An 18402-nucleotide genomic window follows, 5' to 3' on the forward strand; every position below is an offset into this window, starting at 1 on the left:
AAGGAGGCACTGCTGGACTGCGTGCGGGGCCGTGCCTCGCTGCGATCGACCGCGCCGCCGCCCAGAGCCTGCGGAAAGCTCAGTCCCCGATGGAACCGGCGGCCTCCACGATCGAGACGGGAGTGCCAAGTTCGACGGTACGGGAGACGGTGCAGAGCCGGTCGTGCGACTGCTGCAGCGATCGTGGCAGCGCCTCGCGCGCCTTGTCGCCGTCGGCGCCCACCGGGAACGTCACGGTGAACTCGACCTTGAGGTTCTGCATCCGGTTACCTCCGGCCTCGTCCCGGATCTTGTCGCCGGTGACCTCGACGGCAAACTGGGTCGGCTCGGCGCGGCGGCTGGTGATGTGGTCCACGTCGATCGCGGTGCAGCCGCCGATGGCTGCCAAAAGAAGTTCGACCGGGGTGAAGCTGCCGTCCTCGCCCGTGCCCATCGGCAGCGATCCGCCGCGAACATTCCGTACGACGTAGTTCCCCACACTGGTGCGCTCGATCTCCACCGAGCGGAAGGTGTCTTCACTCATGACAGGGAAGCTACCCAGGCCGTCTGGTCCCCGAGCCACCGACCCGGCCGGCCCATCAGCCCCCTGCTGACACTGTCAGCGGTCTCGATCAGCTGGCCGCCGTTGATGAAGGCGGAAGTCTTGTGGCTTCATCAGGTGATTCAACCTCCGCACAAGGTTCTTCCACACCTCCACCGGCAGCCTCTGATGCAGACACCCGGACGTCCGGGGCAACTCACAGGAGGTTCCAATGCAGTTTCCGCGAATCGCGACGGTGATCGCCCTCGCCTTCGGTGCCGTGCTGACGTTCGTCGCGCCGGCCTCGGCTGCCGCGCCGTCGGTGCAGGCCACGTCGACCCCGCCGTCAGCCTGCTACGGCGGCTACTCGTACGACGGCGGCGCCTTCGCCTGCTTCGCGCCCTACGGCGAGCATCTCTGGGTCTGTGACAGCGGCAACAACCACCACCCGGTGGTCAACTATGCGATCAACGGTGGTGCGTGGAGCGGAAACAAGCACTACTACCCCGGCTACGGCAACTGCGTCGACATCGACCTCGACATCGCCGAGTCCGGCTACATCACGTTCACCATCGCGAACTACGAAGGATCCACGTTCGTCAGTGGCAGCCGGGTCTTCGAGGTTTCCGCCAACGGATGACACCGCTGGTTCCGGCGCTGCCCACAACGGCGGCCCGAATAGCTGACGGTGCACGTCACGCCGGCGCCGGCGGGCCCCGCGATTCCTCGGAGTCGCGGGGCCCGTTTCGACGTCCGTCTCAGTAGGTAGGCGCTGGGCCGGCGCCATTCGAGTAGGTGAATGTTGACGCGTACACTGGAGGGGCTTCTTGAGCAAATCTTGAATCGCCTGGTCAAGCCGGGAATGGACGACAGCGGGGGACGGTGTCGGTGGAGTTCAGGCTGCTGGGCGAGGTGGAGGCGGTAATCGACGGCGCGTTCGTCGATCTGGGTCACGCCCGGCAGCGCAGCGTTCTCGCGGTTCTGCTCATAGAGGCGAATCGCGTCGTCCACGTCGACCAGCTCCTCTACCGCGTCTGGGCCGACCGTCGTCCGCAACGTGCGGTGAACTCGCTGTACAGCTATCTGTCTCGGCTGCGGTCCTGCCTTGACGAAGCCGAGGGCGTCAGCATTTCCCGCCGCTCGGGCGGCTACCTGCTCACCGTGGCGCCGGCCGCGGTGGACCTGCACCGGTTCCGCGAGCTGGTCGCCGGGGCCGGCGCCGTGGACGACGACGAGGCGGCGTTGCGCCGCTTCGACGAGGCCCTCGGCCTGTGGCGCGGCGAGCCCTTCGCCCGGCTGGACACCCCGTGGCTCAACGAGATGCGGGAGGCTCTCACGCAGGAAAGGCTCGCCGCCGAGCGGGACCGGACGGAGGTCGCGCTCCGGCTGGGGCTGCACGCGTCACTGCTGCCAGATCTGCTGCGGGAGGCCCAAGCCCACCCGTTGGACGAGCGTCTCGCCGGACAGCTCATGCGCGCCCTCTACCGCTCCGGCCGCCAGGCCGAGGCGCTCGATCACTACGACCGGCTCCGGCGTCTTCTGGCGGACGCGACCGGAGTCGACCCTGGGCCCGAACTGCGAGAGTTGCACCTGGCAATCCTCAATGGCGAGCCGGCACTCGCCGCGCCGGCCACCGGGACGACAGTGCCCTACCCGATGCCCCGGCAGCTGCCGGCGCCGCCGCCGCTGTTCACCGGCCGCGTCCGCGAACTCGACAAACTGTCCAGCGTCCTGTTTGGTCAGGCCGGCGGAGCGGAGGCCGTCGCCGTAGCGGTGATCGGTGGAATCGGCGGCATCGGCAAGACATGGCTGGCCCTGCGCTGGGCGTACGACAATCTGGATCGCTTCCCTGACGGCCAGCTCTACGTCAACCTCCGCGGCTTCGATCCCTCGGCCGAGCCGGTACCGCCGCTGGTCGCCCTGCGCGGCTTCCTCGACGCCCTCGCCGTACCACCCAAGGCGCTCCCGGCCGGCCTGGACGCGCTGGCGGCCCTCTACCGCAGCCTGATCGCGGGCCGGCGAATGCTGATCGTGCTGGACAACGCTCACGACTCGGCGCAGGTCGTCCCGCTGCTCCCCGGCAGCCCGACCTGTACCGTGCTGGTGACGAGCCGCCGTCGTCTCGGCGGACTCGTCGCGCAGGGCGCGCAGGGATTCACCCTGAATGTGCTGACCGACGACGAAGCCCACCACCTGCTGTCCCGCCGGCTCGGGGCGCGACGGGTCGCGGAGGAGCCCGACAGCGTCGCGGCGCTGCTGGACCGGTGCCATGGTCTGCCACTGGCCCTGAGCATCGTCGCGGCCCGCGCGGCGATGCACCCGGACCTCCCGCTCCGGACGCTCGTCGAGGAGCTGTCGGAGGAGGCGACGCGGCTGGACGTCTTGACTGCCGGCGAGTTGACCGCGGATCTGCGCGCGGTCTTCGCTGCCTCTACGCGAGCGCTGCAGCCCCGGGCGGCCCGGGTGTTCCGGCTGCTCGGTCTCACCCCCGGTCCTGAGGTCAGCCTGCGGGCCGCGGCGAGCCTGAACGGCCTGCCCGCGCAAGAAACCCGAAGGCTGCTGCACGAGCTGCACGAAGCCCACCTGGTCCACCAGCAGACGTCGACGCGATACCGCCTGCACGACCTGGTCCGCCTCTACGCGGCGGAGCAGGTCGAGCGCGAGCTCCCAGAGGCCGGGCAGGCCGCCCTGCATCGCATGCTCGACCACTACCTGCACACCGCACACGCGGCTGCGCGCCTGCTCGACCCGCTACGCGAGCCGATCACACTGCCGCCCGCGGAGCGCCAGCTCACCCTCGATCCGATCGCCGACCAGGGCCAAGCGCTGGCCTGGTTCAACACCGAGCACGCCGTACTGCTCGGCATCCTCGAACGAGCGGCCCAGAAAGGCCTCGACGCGTACGCCTGGCAGCTGGCCTGGACGCTGGAGAGCTACCTCGACGAACAGGGGCACTGGCGCGACTGGACGACGACCCAGCTCGCGGCGCTGCGCGCGGCGTACCGCCTGGACGACCGGAGCTGGCAGGCAGGCTCCCACCGCAGCCTGGGGGTGGCCTACACGCAGCTCGGTGAACTCGACGAGGCCCACCGGCACCATCGGAAGGCACTCGCCCTGTTCGAGAAACTGGGCGACCCGGTGAGCCAGGCGCACACTCACCGTGGGCTCGGTTGGGTCTACAACCAACAGGACCGCTGGTCCGACGCGCTCCAGCACAACGAACTGGCCCTCGAGCTCTATCGGCAGGCCGGGCACCGGCCCGGGCAGGCCATGGCCGTCAACAACGCCGGGTGGCTGCATGCGCAGCTCGGCGACCACCACGCGGCACTGGCGTACTGCGAGCGGGCGGTTGAGCTCAACCGGGAGATCGGCGACCGGCATGGCGAGGCGGGCGCCTGGGACAGCCTGGGTTACACGTATCACCACCTGGGGCGGCACGCGGACGCCAACGCGTGCTACCAGAGGGCCCTGGAGCTGGTCCGCGGCTTTCGAGACCGGTACAACGAGGCCGAAATCCTGACGCATCTGGGTGCGAGCCATCGTGCGGCCGGCGAACCGGGCGTCGCGCGGAACTTTCTGCGGCAGGCGATGACCATTCTTCGCGAACTCAACCATCCGAACGCCGATCAGGTGGCCGACACGTTGCGCGAACTTGACCGCACCACAGCACGTTGACCACCGGGCCGTTCAAGACACGTTCAAGACTCGCCCAAGTCCCTGCGCCGAGACTTCTGACGACCCATCCCGTCAGTCAGAAATCGGAGAACCAATGAAACGCATCCGCATGGCGCTGGTCGCTGCGGTCGCCGTCGCGGCGTCGGCTTTCGGCGTGGCCAGCCCCGCGTACGCCGCAGGCGACACCCAGCTCGGCATCGACGTCGGCAACATCGCCTGGGAGCAGTACACTTCGACCAATTCGGACGTCCAGGCGCGGCTGTCCGAGACGTCGACCGAGGACTGCAACTTCTACAGCGGTTTCTGGGCCGATCCGGCCAACGACCGCTACGACGGCACCGCCGCCACGTACGCCAAGTGCGGCAAGACCACCGACGGCTACATGTACCGCAACGGCACAAAGTCCTGGGGGCCGGTGGCGTGGCGCAAGCGACCCTGGTGCGCCGACTTCGCGAAGTTCGCCTTCTACTGGGGCGGCGCGAAGTACACCGGCCTCACGGCGGCTGCCGGGAGCTTCAGGACGTACGGCATCAACAACGGCACCTGGCACGGGCGGGGCAGCGGCTACGTCCCGCGCAAGGGTGACGCGGTGGTCTACGACTGGGACGGCAACGGCACCTACGACCACGTCGCCATCGTCACGTCGTATTACGACACCAGCACCGATGGCAACCACTATGTGGTGGGCGGCAATCAGTCGGACGGGGTGACTCACCCGCAGTACAACAACTGGGCCTCGTCCATCGTCGGCTACGCCTCACCGGCGCCGAAGTAGGCCGCCGGCTCGGGACACGACACCGGCTCTGCGCCTAACCGGCCAGGGCCGGTGTCGTGCCGGTCGGCGTCATGCTGGGAGCGAACCGGGCGGAGCGGCCCGCTATTTGACCTTGCGGGTCGATCGGGCCACGATGCCGTCGTACTCAGGATGCTTGTCCAGCCAGCCGCTCAGGAAGGGGCAGATGGGCACCACGGTTCGCCGGTTCTCCCGCGCGTGGTCCATCACCGCGCGGGCCAGGGTCGAACCGACGCCACGTCCCTCGAATTCCGGGGCGACCTCGGTGTGGGTGTAGGCGATGATGTTGCCGGTTAGCTGATATGTCACCACGCCGGCCGTGGCGCCCGTCTCGTCCCGCGCCTCGAACCGCTCCCGCTCGGGAACATCTGTCACCGTGAAACCCACCCGGCCATCCAACCATGATGCGTAGCGGTCCACCGCTGGAGGGGCGCGGGTCGGAGCCCATCCGCACGACGCGCGGTCGAAAGCCGACGACGGAAGAACGGGGTGGATTCTGCTGCCCTCGGCTCGGCGTTCACCTCCGCCGGGCGCGGGCGGTGGCCCGGGCGTTGGCCTTCTCGATGGCCTGGACCAGCTCATCCTTGGTCAGGTTCTGCGGATCGTCGATGCCCACCCGGCGGGCCACGTCCTCGAGGTGCCCCGTGCTTGCGTTGGCGTCGACCCCTTGGGCGGTCGGGCGGGTCCGGTCGCGGGAGGCCGGGGTGCCCTGGGCCGCCTGCGGGTCCGAGGGCCCCTTGTGCTCCTTGGGCTCCCAGTGGTCGCCAACCTTCTCATGGGTGTGTTTCAACGACGCGTACGCCGTGCGGTGCGCCCGTTCCCCGTCGCCGTAGCTCTCCTCCGCCGACTCCAGCGTCTTCTTGTACGTGCGGACCGCCTTGTCGTCGGAGCGCGCGATGGTCGACGGCACGTCTTCGCGCATCTGCTCGGCCTGCTCGTGCTTGTCCGCCATGTCATCCCTCCCGTCCGGTCCTCGTTACCGGCCCAGCTCGTCACGGGCGGCGTCGGTGCCGGCCGGGACCACCCGGGAGGCGGTCGCCGACACCACGTCCCGCACCTCGTCGGCGAGTCGGGCGGAACTGCCACCTGCCGCGCGCAGCTGCTCCAGCCCCATCCCACCGAGAACCACGGCGGTGGCCAGGTAGCCGGCGGTGAGGCCCGCGGCGGCCAGCCGGCGAGGCAGGAACGCCTCCAGCAGGCGCAGGACCGTGGTGGAGGCCGCACCGGCGCCGAGGACCAGGCAACCGCCGGCGGCCGCCAGCAGCACGATCCCGAGCCCGGCCGGGCGAGCCGCCTCGGTCAGTTGCCCGCGGACGGCCCGGACCTCCTCGCGGACGACGTCCGCGACGTCCTGCGCCAGACGGTCGGTCGGGCTGCCGCTGCGCCCGTCCCGGCCCGAATGTCCGAACCCGTCGCTCATGCGCGCCTCCCCCTGAGCTGGTTCACGGGCCCTGCGGGTACCCGGGTGGCCGGGCCACACACCGGAGGGGCCGCGTTTCCTCAATCGTCAGGCAGGCGTCGAGCATGAGCAGGGGGAGATCATCGCGGGGCGGACCGCAGAGGTGCTGGTGCAATCGACCCGGCCGAGACCGCCATCCGTGCCTGGTCAGCGCAGACCAGCGAACAGGTCGTCCTCGGGCGTCGGCGCGTTGGTGGTGTCGCGGACCCGGACGAAGGTCTCCACCCCCATCAGTTCGGTGAACCGGTCCTGACCCAGTTGCAGGAAGAAGATGTTCTCGGCCTGGCTGGCGTGCGCGGCCAACGATTCGAACTTCTGCCCGCCGTAGCCGCTCGTGTCCACCCAGGTGGTGATCTCGTCGTCGGGCAGGCCGAGCTGCGGCATCTCCTCCGACGGCCCGTCCGGCTCGGGGAACTCGACGCCGATCTCCTTCATGACGCGGCCGAACTCCTGGAAGGCGCTGCGTGGCACGGTGGTCCAGTACACCTTCGCGGGGATGCCCGTGCGCTCGACGGCGGCCATGGTGATGCGGTGCGCCTGGATGTGGTCCGGGTGGCCGTAGAAGCCGTTTTCGTCGTAGGTGACCACGACGTCGGGCCGGTAGCGCCGGATCAACCCGGCCAGCCGGTCGGCCGCCTCCGCCACCGGGGTGTTCCAGAACGCTCCGGGCATGTCGTTGGTCGCCCAACCCATCATCCCGGAGTCGGCATAGCCGAGCGTCTCCAGGTGGGTGACCTTCAACGCCTCGCAACTGGCCGTCAACTCGGCCGTGCGCATCGCCACCACGGCCTCCGGGTCGTGCCCCGGGTCGCCCGGCTTGACCCCGCCGGGCCCGTCGCCGCACCGCCCGTCCGTGCAGGTCACGAGCACCGTCGTGATGCCCTCCGCCGCGTACCGGGCGAGGACGCCACCGGTACTCGTCGCCTCGTCATCGGGGTGCGCGTGCACCGCCATCAAGGTCAGAGATCGCTCAGCCACCCCATCACCATACGAGAGAGGCCCGACGCACTAGCATTGCCGCGGTCCGGGACGGCTGCTGAAACGAGGCGAGATGCGTTGGCTCCGGCGGTTGCTGGGTGGCGGGCGGGTCCAGCTCGATCCGGCGCGGCAGCAGGCGCTGCTGCGGGACGTCCAGCACCGGTACGGTGCCCGCGCCCAGATCCGGTTTCCCGACCAGGTCGAGGCGGTCAGCCGGCTGCTGACCGGCGACGACGGCCTGGTGGTGGCGGCCCGGATCGTGGGTGATGCCGCCGACGAGGCCCACGCCGACCTGCAGGCCCAGGCCCACGACGTACACCGACGGACGGGCCGGCGGCTCCTGGTGCACCGCCGGAACTACCGGCCGCTGTGGAAGGAGGCCGGCCCGGCGCTGCGCTGGCCACTGTTCGCGCTGCCGAGCGGCTTCCACCCGTACGCGCAGGTGGCCGCCGCCGTCGCGGTGGTCGGCGGCCGGGCGTCCCGGCTCGACCGGGTGACCGACCCGAACCCGCTCCTGACCCACGTGTTCGAGCTGCTCGACCTCACCACCGCCGGCTGGGAGTACGGCCGGGTGCGCGTGGACACCGACGCCGCCGCGCTGGCCGATCGACTGATCTCGACCGCCGGGCAGGTCCTCGCGGCCGTGGACGACCCGCCCCGGCTGCCACCTGCGGTCCGCGAGCTGATGCGCCGCAACAACACCCTCGACGTGTACGACCCGACGGGTCCTCGGGTTGTCGGCCGCATCAATCCGGGCGCGAAGATGCGGGAGACTCTCCTGGTCTGAAGACACGCGGCGGAACCACGCCAACATGCGCTCGCCTGATCCTGCTGGGCCGGGGCGGCGTCCGCCACGCTATCCGGGGCGCTTGGCCGCCAAGCCGGTGCACCGCTGTGCGGTGGCGAGCTTGTCGAGGATGCGCTGCCTGCCAACCCCGGTGGCCGGCACCGGCTGGCCGCTGCCGGACACCGTCGCCGGGACGAACCGGCTGTCCACCACCGTCCGGTGGCGTACGACCAGGGTCAGCACGCCGGAGTCCGTGCTGTGCGACGTGCCGTACCAGAGGAAGTTGCCCAGCCCGTAGTGCACGTAGGTGTGGCCCAGCCAGCCGCCGGCCAGCAGCGTGTGCGCGTGCGCGCCGACCACGATGTCGGCGCCGGCCTCGGACAGCCGTCCGGCGAACGTCTTCATCTCCCCGCTCGGGCAAGAATTGCCCTCCACGCCCCAGTGCATGAACACGATGACCAGGTCGGCCCGTTCCCGCGCCGACCGCACCGCGGCCGTGGCCCGGGCCGGATCGAACGCCATCGCCACCCCCGCTCGGGTGTCCGTCGCCCGCCACGACCCGGCCAGGTCGTGCACCTGTGACATGCCGAGCACCGCGATCCGCAGCCCTCGTACGGTGGTGAACCAGGGCGCAAACGCCGCGGCGGCGTCGCGGCCCGCGCCGAACACCGGATACCGGGCTTCCGCCGCGGCATCGAGGGTGTCGGAAAGTCCCTGCCGGCCGTAGTCGAGGATGTGGTTGTTGGCGATCGACGCCGCGTCGACCCCGGCCGCGCGCAGCGCCGCGAAAGCGGTCTTCGGAGCCCGGAAATGGTACGTCTTCGGCTGTGGGGCGCCCCGGTCGGTCACCGCCGTCTCCAGGTTCACCAGCGCGACATCGGCGTCGCGCAACGTCGACGCGATCGCACCGAAGGCCGACTCCGGATCGTCGAGCAGGCCCAGGGTACGGCCCGTGAAATGAACGTCGCCGGCGAACGCCAGCCGCACCTCCACGGGTGCGCTCGACTCCGGCGTCGCAGTGCCGGTGGCCGACGACGTCGGACCCGGCGTGGCCCCGCGCCAGACCGGTGCCGGGCCGGTCGATCCGGCGGCGCACCCGGCCAGCCCCACGCCGACCGCTACCGCCGTCAGCACCGCCAACGAGGTACGCGCCGTCCCGCAGATCACCCGGCCAAGGGTAAGCGCTCCGACGAAGCCTCGTGGACCGGCGGCACCACCTGGGCGACGATGAACGAACATGGTCCCGACACCCTCCCCGTGTGCCGGAAGCGGCGACCGTGCTGGCACGGGGCCTGACCACGAAGGAGGTGCCCGCTTTGCCTGTCGGCCGGCTCCACCATCTGATCGTCGACTGCCCGGATCCGATGGCCGAGGCGCGGTTCTGGAGCGCGGTCCTCGGCGAACCGATCACCTATGCGGACGAGGACTTCGTCGTCGTGTCGGCCAGCACGGCGGCGTCCGGGCTCGCGTTTCAGCGCGCCACCGACCTGACGCCGCCGACGTGGCCGGAGCCGGCAGTGCCGCAGCAGATGCACCTGGACGTGATGGTGGACGACCAGGATGCCGCGGGGGAGGCAGCGCTCGCGCTGGGCGCGCGGCGGTTGCCCGGCGATCACGTGTACGCCGATCCCGCTGGCCACCCGTTCTGCCTGATCAGGCGCCCTACCTGGGCGGCGCCGGTGAACTGAACCCAGCCCTTGCTCCTGTTCCCTTGCCCGCTCGGCCCCGGGCGCCGGACCCCGCCGGTTCCACTCGTCCGGTACGACGATCACGCCGATCTGTCGGAGGGGCGGCGTAACGTCCCCCGCGTGAGCGATCCTGGCGACGTCCCACCCGAGATCCTCGGTCGGCTCCGGCCCGTCTGCCTCGGGTTGCCGGAAGCCTACGAGGAGCCGGCATGGGTGGGCACCCGGTGGCGGATCCGCAAGCGGACGTTCGCCCACGTGCTCGCCGTCGACCCCGACCACCAGGCCGCCTATGCCCGAGCGGCCGACAGCGACGAGCCGATCTGCGTGCTGACCTTCCGCTCCCCCGGCGACGAGATCGCCGGACTGCTCGCGGGCGGCCATCCGTTCTTCAAGCCCGACTGGGGTGCCGACGTCGTCGGCATGGTGCTCGACGACTCCGTCGACTGGGCCGAGGTCGGCGAACTGCTCACTGAGAGCTACTGCGTCCTGGCCCCGAAGAAGCTGGCCGCGCTGGTCGACCGGCCAGCCGCGCCACCGCCGGCCCGGCCGGCGCCACACTGACGCGTCGGATCACCTCTGGCGCGCGCCGGGACATGCTCACCCCGTGGACGCGGTCTTCAGCTGTCCGACGCGTACAAGGTGACCGCCGTGGACGCCGTCCCGCCCGTGACAATTGTCAGCCGTGCCGGACCGTGGCCGGCGTTACCGTCGGCCACAGTGCCGAGGTCCCCGCCGAGAGAAGGACGCGATGTCGAGAACCCCGCGGGCGAGCCGTACCGCGGTGCTGGTGTGCCAGGGTCGCGCAGCCGCGGATGCCCTGATCCCTCCGGGCCGCTTCGCGGATCCCACCGCCCTGCCCCTGCTGCGCCCCGACGAGCGGGAGGCCGTCCAGTGGGTACGCGACGGTGTCCCACCCCGGAACTGGCAGCAGCGGATCGACTACGAGACGGTACGCGCCGCCGCCGAACTGATGGCGCCCCGGACGATCGCCATCGACGACGCGATCCGCGCCCACCCGTCCCCACAGCTGGTGATTCTCGGCGCCGGGCTGGACGGCCGCGCCTGGCGGATGCCGGAACTCGCCGGGGTGGCGGTCTTCGAGGTCGACCAGCCAGCCACCCAGCAGGACAAGCGCGACCGGGCCGTGGCCCTGGCCGACGCCCCGCCCAGGTTCGTCCCGGTGGACTTCGGGCGCGACCGGCTCGCCGAGGCACTGACGGCCCACGGGCACCGCGCCGATCTCGCCACGACCTGGATCTGGGAGGGCGTCGTGCCGTACCTGACCCGGGCGGAGGTGGCCGCCACGGTTGCGGAAATCGCCAGCTGTTCCGCGCCGGGCAGTCGCCTGGTCGTCAACTTCCAGAGTCCCGCCATCTCGGCCCGGCTGGGCCGCGTCCTGGCCCGGCTGCTGACGGCGTCCACCGGCCGGTCGAGCGTCTGGGCGAACGAGCCGTGGCGCTCGACCTGGACGTCCGCCGCCATGGCCGCCCTGCTCACCCGTCACGGCTACCGCGTCACCCGGGAGGAGAACCTCCTCGACACAGCGCGGGCGCTCGCCCTACCGGTCCGCCGCACCACGTCGCTGCGCCACGGCCGGGTGATGATCGCTGATCGGCCTTGACCCCGGCGCATGCCTTGTCATCTCGGCCCGGACATCACGCAGGTCAGCCCGAGGGCAGCCCTGGCCAAGTAGGCCCAGGGTCGGGCGGGGTTTCCGTAGGCTGCCTGAGTGAAATGGGCACGATCCTTCGTCGCGCTGGCGGCGACCCTGACTGTTTCGGCGTGCGAGGCTGCCCGGACCCCGCCAGCCGGTGCGCCCACCCGCTCCGCCGCTGCGGCGTCCCCGTCGCACCCCGCCGAGATCACCTTGGCCTTCGCGGGCGACGTGCACTTCGCCGATCGTGCGGCTGATCTGCTGCGCGATCCGGCGACCGCGTTCGGGTCGATCTCGTCGACCCTGTCGGCCGCAGACCTGGCGATGGTCAACCTGGAAACGGCGGTCACCATGCGCGGCGCTCCCGAGCCGAAGGAGTTCCATTTCCGGGCACCGCCAAGCGCGTATGACGCGGTGAAGGCCGCCGGCATCGACGTCGTGTCGATCGCCAACAACCACGCGCTGGACTACGGACGGACGGGGCTGGCCGACACCGTGGACGCGGCCAGGGCCGCCCGGATGCCGGCCGTCGGGGCGGGCGCCGACGCGGCGGCGGCGTACACGCCGTGGATCACCGAGATACGCGGTACCAGAATCGCCGTCCTCGGCTTCAGCCAGGTCTCCGAGCTGTGGTCGGAGTGGCGAGCCACAGACACCCGGGCCGGCATCGCGATGACCCGGGACCTGCCGCGCGCCGTCGCGGCGGTGCGCGCCGCCCGGCGCCAGGCCGGTGTGGTCATCGTCTACGCCCACTGGGGGACGGAGGGCGACGCGTGTCCGCCCGCCGAGGCTCGCACGTTCGCCGGCGAGATGGCCGAGGCGGGTGCCACGATCGTGGTCGGCACCCACGCCCACCTGCTGCTCGGCGACGGATGGCTCGGCAAGACCTTCGTCCAGTACGGACTCGGCAACTTCCTGTGGTGGCGTGACGACGCGTACAGCAACGACACGGGGGTGCTGCGGGTGACCCTCGACGGTTCGGCGATCTCGAAGACGGAGCTGGTGCCCGCGACGATCTCCCGACGCACCGGTCGACCCGAACTTTCCGGCGGGGATGACGCGGCCCGGATCCGCCAGGAGTATGCGGCCCTGCGCGGCTGCACCGGACTTGCCGCGAGCCCGGCTCCCTAGTCGGGGACGCACGGCCCGGCAACGTGGAACACGCCTGATCAAGGGCCGGAGGCCGTCGAGACGTCCGGGCGACAGTCACCGGCTCGCCCCCCGGCCCCGGCCCCGGTCATCGTTGACATGTGACCATCCGGTCACCTATTCTGGTCCCGTGAGCGACGATGACGATCTGGTGTTCAAGGCGCTCGCCGATCCGACCCGACGCGCCCTGCTCGACCGGCTCTTCGTCCGCGACGGCCAGACCTTGACGGAGCTGGAGTCCGAGTTGGCGATGACCCGATTCGGTGTCATGAAGCACCTGCGCCTGCTCGAGGACGCCGGTCTCGTGGTCACCAGGCGGCAGGGCCGGGAGAAGCTGCACTTCCTCAACCCGGTGCCGATCCGGTTGATCCACGACCGGTGGATCGACAAGTACACCGAGCACCACACCGCGGCACTGCTGGACCTCAAGGCGGAACTCGAACGCGACGACCCGAAGGAGAAGCGATGACCACCACGACGACGACCGGGACGACCAAGGTCTACCGGGTCTACATCAAGGCCACCCCGCAGGCGATCTGGGACGCGATCACCAAGCCGGAGTGGACCCGGAAGTACGGCTACCAGGGCATCGCCGAATACGACCTGCGGCCGGGCGGCACCTACCGGGCCCTGGCCATCCCCGAGCACCAGGAGGCCGGCATGCCGGAGGTGCCGGTGGAGGGCGAGGTCATCGAGGTGGACCCGCCGGTCCGGCTGGTCCAGACCTGGCGGCCCACCTGGCTGGACGAGCCGGCCACCCGGTTGACCTACGAGATCGCCGAGCGGGGCAACGGCGTCACCTCGCTGACCGTGACCCACGAGCTGGCCGGCGCGCCGCAGACCATGGCGCAGGTCAACGGCGAGATCGAGAGTGCCGGTGGCGGCTGGGCCGAGGTGCTCAGCGACCTGAAGACGCTGCTGGAGACCGGCAGCCCGCTCTACGCCTGATCCGAGCCCCTTCGGGATGAGGCGCGGACGGGGCGGCCCGGCTGGTCGTGAGCCGGGCCGCCCCCAGGTCGTGCGGTCAGCCGCCGAGGCTCGCCGCGGCCGAGGCAATGGCCGAGGCGAAGTAGCTGACCTGGGTGTAGACACCGGGGTAGTTGGGGCGGGCGCACCCGTTGCCCCAGCTGACGATGCCGACCTGGATCCAGGCGTTGCTGGCGTCCCGGCGGAACATCGGGCCGCCCGAATCACCCTGGCAGGTGTCCACCCCGCCGGCGGCGTACCCGGCGCAGATCTCCTCGGCGGGGATGATGTCGCCGCCGTAGTTGGCGCTGCAGGTGGCGTCACTGACGAACGGCACGGTCGCCTTGAGCAGGTACCGCTGCTGCCCGCCCCCTTCGGTCGCCGCGCCCCAGCCGGCGATCGTGAACGTGCCGTTGTCGTAGGCGGTGGTGTTGGCGATCTTCAGAGTGCTCAGGCTCGTGACCGGGGTGGCCAGCCGGATCAGCGCCCAGTCCTTGCCACTGCCGTTGTAGCCCGGCGCCCGGTAGACGTAGTTCGAGCGGACCGTGATCCGGCTGGACGACTGGAGGTCGACCACGCCCAGGGTCGCCGTGATGCTGGTGTTGGCGCCCGTACCGCCGACGCAGTGCGCGGCGGTGAGCACCAGGCGCGGGCTGTACAGCGCGCCACCGCAGCCCATCGAGAGCCGCACCATGAACGGAAACTCGCCCTGCGCGGCGCGGGTGCCGCCGACGACGTTCGGCGTCACCGGACCCGCGTCGGCGACAGCGGGTGCGGCGAGAGTGAGGCTGCCCGCGGTCACCGCGGCCAACGCGGTGGCCAACAGGCCGGTGAGGGTGCGCCAGCGAACCATGAGTTCCTCCGCATCAGGACCGGTGCGCCTCGGGGTGCGCACCTGATTCGAGATTGCGGACAGCATATTGAGATCAATGGATTCTCTGGCCATACTCTTCGGGTCGTATCGCCCTGATATGACCACCCGTCACGTCAGGGGTGCCAGGCGCTTCTCGAACCAGTGGTGCGCGTAGGGCTCGTCGTTGTACGGCTCGATCTCCTGGTAGCCGGCGGCGCGGTACATGGCGATCGCCTCGCTCAGGTTGCGGTTGGTGTCCAGCCGGACGGCCGTCCAGCCGCGCTCGGCGGCGTACCGCTCCAGCCGGTCCAGCAGCCGTCGACCGACGCCGAGCCCGCGGACACCGTCCGCCACCCAGACCCGCTTGATCTCCGCGGGCGCGCCGGCGTGCAGCTTGATCGCCCCGCAGCCGACCGGCTCGCCGTTGAGGGTGGCGAGCAGGAACACGCCGGCGGGTGGGACGAGTTCCTCGTCGCGGACCGGTTTGCTGAGTGCCGGGTCGAAGCCGTCGTCGAAGCGCTGCGCGATCTCGCGGGCATACGCCCGCACGGAGGAACGGGCTCGGGGGTCTGCCGGTGGACAGGGCTCGACGACCACCATCGAGCCGACGAGCAGCCGCTCCACCTCCGCCATCGCCGCGACCAGGCGCTCGCGGCGCCGGTCGCTGAGCGGTTCGAGGATGGAGCGGGCCAGCTCGTCGGAGCGCTCGTCCAGCTCCGCCCACTCCGACCGTCCGGCTGCGGTGAGCGTCGCGACCCGTACCCGTCCGTCGCCGCCCACCCGGTCGGCCGGGCCGACACTCACAAGTCCGTCGCCCTCCAGGGTGCGCAGCAGCCGGCTGAGGTAGCCGGAGTCCAGCCCGAGCCGGGCCCGCAGCGCCGCGACCTCGGCGCCGTCGGGGCCGATCTCCCACAGCAGCCGCGCCTGAGCGAGGGGCCGGTCGCGGGACATGTACTGATCGTCGAGAGCGCCCACCCGTTGGGTGACCGTCCGGTTGAACCGCCGCACGGTGGCGATGAGCTCCGAGTTCATATGCCTGACTTTAGTCAGGCTTTGCCGTCGGCCGCCAGGGCCAGCCGGAATGACGGTGAGCCGTCGGCGATCGACTCCCACCGGCAGGGCTGGCACCGGGACCGGCCCCGCCCCGGACATCGATCCGGGGCGGGGCACCACGTGGGCACGCGTGGTCCGGCGTCTCGCCGAAACCCCTGCTACTGAAGCTGGCTGATGTTGCGGGCGAAGACGTACCGCTCCTGCTGCGCTTCCGTCAGGTTCCAGAGCCGGCCGGTGTTCTTGTCGTAGGCGAGGTCCTCGGGGTGCGCCAGCAGGTCGTTGTAGTTCACGAGACTGCCGGGAACCCAGGTGACGAGATCTCCGTTGCTGTTGCCGTTGGCGCGGGCGATGTAGTACTTGCCGTTGACGCTCGTGGCACCGTTCATCTCGTTCACGTCGATCTGAATGGCTTCCACGGCAGTAGCCACGTTGCTGGTCGCCGTCAACAGCCGCGTGGTCGCGTCGATGTTCCACCGGAACACCCGCTTGTGATCGGCGGGGTCCTCCGGCAGACCGTATTCGCCGACCACGATGCTGTCCGGCGTGGTGGTGCGGTCGAGGGAAATGAACGACCACTGGACGGCCCGCTCGCCGCCGGTGGGGGCCTGCGCGTCGTAGGCGGCGCTCTGCGGCAGCACGTACGCGTAGTTGTGCGCGGTATAGGTGCCGTTGGACTGCCGGCCGATGGTGGTGTCGTCACCGTTGGCGGTGACCTTGAGGATCTTCGTGGTGTCGAAGACCCGGATCCCCTTCTTGGTGTCCACCACGTACAGCAGCTTTCCGTACCACATGATGCCGCCGGCGTGGAAGTGGATGGCCTTGAAGTTCGGCGTGCCGGCCCCGCCGGTCGACGGGTCGAGGTAGGGCTCGACCAGGAGAACGTGCCGGTACTTCGGCGCGTCCGGGTTCGTCATGTCGACGAAGCTGATCCGTGCGCCCTTACCGGTGGTCTCGTCGAGATGGTCGTACCACGACACAAGGATGACCTTGCGGCCGTTGTAGAGGCCGCCGTCGGCGTAGTCGGCGCTGGTCGTGAGGCCCTGCGGGTACCACAGGCCCGTTCCGTCGGTGGTGTTCTTGTCCCACGTCCATCCCTGCGCGAACCCGCTCATCTCCGACAGCAGGATCTTGCTGCCGGTGCGATTGGCCGAGTTGAGCACGTCGTCGACGGTGGCCGACGGTAACGCGCCGACGGTCTGGATGTCGTTGATCACCTGCGTGTAGGGCGCGACGGTGCCCGCCTGCGTGGTGGTCCGGTACTTCAGCTTGAAGTGACTCGCCGTCAGGTAGGAGAGGTCGGCCGAGACAGGCTGCGGACCGATGGGCGCCCGAGCAGCGGTCGCCGCCGCCGTGGCGGGTTGCTGACCGGTTGCCGCCCCGGCAGCGATGGCGACGGGCGCGGCGGCGAGGCCCTTCAGCAGGGCGCGTCGGTTGATCATCATGACGGTCGAAAGTAGACCTGGCACACAAAGGTCATCAATGACCAAGATCACATAATGGTCGACCGCCGTCGATAGGTGGATCGCGCGGTGAAGAGTCACAGACCTACTGCCCGGGCCCGTCCGATCAGGTGGAACACCCGGCTGAGCTGCCGGTAGGGGTCCCGTACGCTCGCTTCGAGCTCGACGGCGGCCACGGCCGCCACGTCCGTGCCGTCGGACGGCAGGTCCAGCCAGTCCGAGAACAACCAGACCCCGTACCAGTCCTCGGGGTCCACGCCACCCTGCCGCAGCAGGAGGGACAGGCCCTCGACGGTGTCGCCACGGGTGTCGACGCCGAGCACCCCGACCTCGCCGGTGGCGTCGAAGGCGGCCAGGGCGTCGGCCCAGCGGTGGTCGAGGGCCGGGCGGACGGCCAGTGTGCGGGCGTTGAGCGCCATGACCGAGAGGACGCCTCCGGGTGCGGTGCAGCGGCACAGCGCGGAGACCAGCGGCTCGGGTCGCTCCAGGTACATCAGCACGCCGTGGCAGAGCACCGCCGAGAACCGCTGCCCACCGGTCGCCGCCTCGGCCTGTTCGCCGGGCGCCTCGACCAGCCGGACCCGCCGCCGGACGTCGTCCGGCTCCTCCTTGAGCCGCTGCTCGGCCTTGGCGAGCATGGCCGGCGACGGGTCCAGGACGGTCACGTCGTAGCCGAGTCGGGCCAGCGGCAACGACTGGTGGGCCGCTCCCCCGCCGACGTCGAGGACGCTCGCCGGCGGCTCGGGCAGGTGCCGCAGCAGCTGCGCGTGGAGGACGTACGTCCGCACCTGCCCCTTGACCGAGGCGAACGCACCTTCCACGAACGGGTTCGCCAACGCGGCCCAAGCGTCCGACGGCATACGCGGATTGTGGCATTCGGCGTGGGCGTCGCAGGAACAACGGTCGGGTTCGGTCCTACGCCGCGTCGCCGGGGTAGGTGCGACGGCCTGCCGTCCGGTGGGCCCAGGACTGCCACAGGTCCGGTACGGACCTGCCGCCCGCGAGGCACCACACGGCGATGACCGGGTCGCAGATCGCGCAGCCCAGCGAGGAATGCGCCGCGAACGGCAGGATCGGTTTGCCGTACAGGTGGTGCAGCAGGTCCCAGACCGTGTGCATCAGCCAGGCCACGCCGATCCACCGCCAGGACCGCAGCCCTCGGAAGGCGGCGTACGTCATCGCCGTGGTGAACAGCAGCTCCCACACCCCGAAGCCGCCGCTGAGGTAGGCGGCGCCCGCGCCGGCGACCATGACCGCGTTGAAGGGTCGGCGGTGCACGGCGGGGATCAACGAGTTCAGCGCGGCGTAGGTCAGCCCGATCAACACGGGCGCGATCACGATCATGCAGGGAACCTACGACCGGGGCC

General features: G+C 70.5%; 21 protein-coding genes. 10 read left to right on the plus strand and 11 right to left on the minus strand.

Features of this window, described 5'->3' with window-relative positions; all coding sequences use genetic code 11:
- Nucleotides 1-79: 79 nt before the first annotated feature.
- Entirely contained in the window at nt 80-523 is a 444-nt protein-coding gene (locus B0E53_RS00615; protein ID WP_107074115.1) for an OsmC family protein, read from the minus strand.
- Between the two features lie 229 nt (nt 524-752).
- Here B0E53_RS00615 and B0E53_RS00620 point away from each other — a divergent pair, with 229 nt between their 5' ends.
- The 3 genes from B0E53_RS00620 (at nt 753) to B0E53_RS00630 (ending at nt 4970) form a co-directional block, all read left to right on the plus strand.
- Nucleotides 753-1160, plus strand: a complete 408-nt coding sequence (locus B0E53_RS00620; protein ID WP_107074116.1) for a hypothetical protein — start codon at nt 753-755, stop codon at nt 1158-1160.
- A gap of 248 nt (nt 1161-1408) precedes the next feature.
- Complete coding sequence (locus B0E53_RS00625; protein WP_246835137.1) at nt 1409-4195, plus strand: tetratricopeptide repeat protein; 2787 nt, start codon at nt 1409-1411, stop codon at nt 4193-4195.
- Nucleotides 4196-4289: 94 nt separating this feature from the next.
- Complete coding sequence (locus B0E53_RS00630) at nt 4290-4970, plus strand: CHAP domain-containing protein (protein WP_107074118.1); 681 nt, start codon at nt 4290-4292, stop codon at nt 4968-4970.
- A gap of 102 nt (nt 4971-5072) precedes the next feature.
- Here B0E53_RS00630 and B0E53_RS00635 read toward each other — a convergent pair whose 3' ends face one another.
- The 4 genes from B0E53_RS00635 to B0E53_RS00650 all read right to left on the minus strand — a co-directional run bounded on the left by B0E53_RS00635 (nt 5073) and on the right by B0E53_RS00650 (nt 7425).
- Nucleotides 5073-5408, minus strand: coding sequence for a GNAT family N-acetyltransferase (locus B0E53_RS00635; RefSeq protein ID WP_246835138.1), 336 nt, complete (start codon nt 5406-5408; stop codon nt 5073-5075).
- A 97-nt stretch (nt 5409-5505) separates the two neighbouring features.
- A complete protein-coding gene (locus B0E53_RS00640; RefSeq protein ID WP_246835139.1) occupies nt 5506-5940 on the minus strand; it encodes a ChaB family protein in 435 nt (144 codons plus the stop codon).
- 24 nt (nt 5941-5964) lie between these two features.
- On the minus strand, nt 5965-6408 hold the full coding sequence (locus tag B0E53_RS00645) for a phage holin family protein (protein ID WP_107074120.1): 444 nt from the start codon (nt 6406-6408) through the stop codon (nt 5965-5967).
- Between the two features lie 186 nt (nt 6409-6594).
- Complete coding sequence (locus B0E53_RS00650) at nt 6595-7425, minus strand: PIG-L family deacetylase (protein WP_107074121.1); 831 nt, start codon at nt 7423-7425, stop codon at nt 6595-6597.
- Nucleotides 7426-7498: 73 nt separating this feature from the next.
- On the opposite strand from B0E53_RS00650, the gene B0E53_RS00655 reads away from it, so the two are divergent.
- Complete coding sequence (locus tag B0E53_RS00655) at nt 7499-8212, plus strand: hypothetical protein (RefSeq protein ID WP_107074122.1); 714 nt, start codon at nt 7499-7501, stop codon at nt 8210-8212.
- 69 nt (nt 8213-8281) lie between these two features.
- On the opposite strand, the gene B0E53_RS00660 is transcribed toward B0E53_RS00655, so the two are convergent.
- On the minus strand, nt 8282-9379 hold the full coding sequence (locus B0E53_RS00660; RefSeq protein WP_168215157.1) for a CapA family protein: 1098 nt from the start codon (nt 9377-9379) through the stop codon (nt 8282-8284).
- 140 nt (nt 9380-9519) lie between these two features.
- Between B0E53_RS00660 and B0E53_RS00665 the strand changes: the two genes are divergently transcribed.
- From B0E53_RS00665 to B0E53_RS00690, 6 genes are all read left to right on the plus strand, one after another.
- On the plus strand, nt 9520-9900 hold the full coding sequence (locus B0E53_RS00665; RefSeq protein ID WP_107074189.1) for a VOC family protein: 381 nt from the start codon (nt 9520-9522) through the stop codon (nt 9898-9900).
- Between the two features lie 120 nt (nt 9901-10020).
- Complete coding sequence (locus B0E53_RS00670; RefSeq protein ID WP_107074124.1) at nt 10021-10461, plus strand: MmcQ/YjbR family DNA-binding protein; 441 nt, start codon at nt 10021-10023, stop codon at nt 10459-10461.
- A gap of 187 nt (nt 10462-10648) precedes the next feature.
- Nucleotides 10649-11521 (plus strand): class I SAM-dependent methyltransferase, encoded by an 873-nt coding sequence (locus B0E53_RS00675; RefSeq protein ID WP_107074125.1) that lies wholly within the window; start codon nt 10649-10651, stop codon nt 11519-11521.
- A 108-nt stretch (nt 11522-11629) separates the two neighbouring features.
- A complete protein-coding gene (locus B0E53_RS00680) occupies nt 11630-12685 on the plus strand; it encodes a CapA family protein (protein WP_107074126.1) in 1056 nt (351 codons plus the stop codon).
- A 148-nt stretch (nt 12686-12833) separates the two neighbouring features.
- Complete coding sequence (locus B0E53_RS00685; RefSeq protein WP_107074127.1) at nt 12834-13172, plus strand: metalloregulator ArsR/SmtB family transcription factor; 339 nt, start codon at nt 12834-12836, stop codon at nt 13170-13172.
- Nucleotides 13169-13651 (plus strand): SRPBCC domain-containing protein, encoded by a 483-nt coding sequence (locus B0E53_RS00690; protein WP_107074128.1) that lies wholly within the window; start codon nt 13169-13171, stop codon nt 13649-13651. The genes B0E53_RS00685 and B0E53_RS00690 overlap by 4 nt, the downstream gene beginning before the upstream one ends.
- A gap of 76 nt (nt 13652-13727) precedes the next feature.
- On the opposite strand, the gene B0E53_RS00695 is transcribed toward B0E53_RS00690, so the two are convergent.
- The 5 genes from B0E53_RS00695 to B0E53_RS00715 form a co-directional block, all read right to left on the minus strand.
- Nucleotides 13728-14522 (minus strand): serine protease, encoded by a 795-nt coding sequence (locus B0E53_RS00695; protein WP_107074129.1) that lies wholly within the window; start codon nt 14520-14522, stop codon nt 13728-13730.
- A gap of 129 nt (nt 14523-14651) precedes the next feature.
- Entirely contained in the window at nt 14652-15554 is a 903-nt protein-coding gene (locus B0E53_RS00700) for a helix-turn-helix domain-containing GNAT family N-acetyltransferase (RefSeq protein ID WP_107074130.1), read from the minus strand.
- A gap of 179 nt (nt 15555-15733) precedes the next feature.
- Nucleotides 15734-17116 carry a hypothetical protein gene (locus B0E53_RS00705; protein ID WP_146167530.1) on the minus strand — a complete coding sequence of 461 codons (1383 nt, stop codon included), beginning with the start codon at nt 17114-17116 and terminating at the stop codon, nt 15734-15736.
- Nucleotides 17113-17895, minus strand: coding sequence for a methyltransferase (locus B0E53_RS00710; RefSeq protein WP_107074132.1), 783 nt, complete (start codon nt 17893-17895; stop codon nt 17113-17115). The genes B0E53_RS00705 and B0E53_RS00710 overlap by 4 nt, the downstream gene beginning before the upstream one ends.
- Before the next feature lie 55 nt (nt 17896-17950).
- Entirely contained in the window at nt 17951-18379 is a 429-nt protein-coding gene (locus tag B0E53_RS00715) for a DUF6010 family protein (protein ID WP_107074133.1), read from the minus strand.
- Nucleotides 18380-18402 lie beyond the last annotated feature (23 nt).

The organism is Micromonospora sp. MH33, from assembly GCF_003013775.1.
GTDB classification, from domain to species: domain Bacteria; phylum Actinomycetota; class Actinomycetes; order Mycobacteriales; family Micromonosporaceae; genus Micromonospora; species Micromonospora fulviviridis.

Coding starts and splice junctions, on each gene's coding strand:
- B0E53_RS00615 (WP_107074115.1), bottom strand. CDS start 523: ATGAGTGAAGACACCTTCCGCTCGGTGGAGATCGAGCGCACCAGTGTG.
- B0E53_RS00620 (WP_107074116.1), top strand. CDS start 753: ATGCAGTTTCCGCGAATCGCGACGGTGATCGCCCTCGCCTTCGGTGCC.
- B0E53_RS00630 (WP_107074118.1), top strand. CDS start 4,290: ATGAAACGCATCCGCATGGCGCTGGTCGCTGCGGTCGCCGTCGCGGCG.
- B0E53_RS00640 (WP_246835139.1), bottom strand. CDS start 5,940: ATGGCGGACAAGCACGAGCAGGCCGAGCAGATGCGCGAAGACGTGCCG.
- B0E53_RS00645 (WP_107074120.1), bottom strand. CDS start 6,408: ATGAGCGACGGGTTCGGACATTCGGGCCGGGACGGGCGCAGCGGCAGC.
- B0E53_RS00655 (WP_107074122.1), top strand. CDS start 7,499: ATGCGTTGGCTCCGGCGGTTGCTGGGTGGCGGGCGGGTCCAGCTCGAT.
- B0E53_RS00675 (WP_107074125.1), top strand. CDS start 10,649: ATGTCGAGAACCCCGCGGGCGAGCCGTACCGCGGTGCTGGTGTGCCAG.
- B0E53_RS00690 (WP_107074128.1), top strand. CDS start 13,169: ATGACCACCACGACGACGACCGGGACGACCAAGGTCTACCGGGTCTAC.
- B0E53_RS00695 (WP_107074129.1), bottom strand. CDS start 14,522: ATGGTTCGCTGGCGCACCCTCACCGGCCTGTTGGCCACCGCGTTGGCC.
- B0E53_RS00700 (WP_107074130.1), bottom strand. CDS start 15,554: ATGAACTCGGAGCTCATCGCCACCGTGCGGCGGTTCAACCGGACGGTC.
- B0E53_RS00710 (WP_107074132.1), bottom strand. CDS start 17,895: ATGCCGTCGGACGCTTGGGCCGCGTTGGCGAACCCGTTCGTGGAAGGT.
- B0E53_RS00715 (WP_107074133.1), bottom strand. CDS start 18,379: ATGATCGTGATCGCGCCCGTGTTGATCGGGCTGACCTACGCCGCGCTG.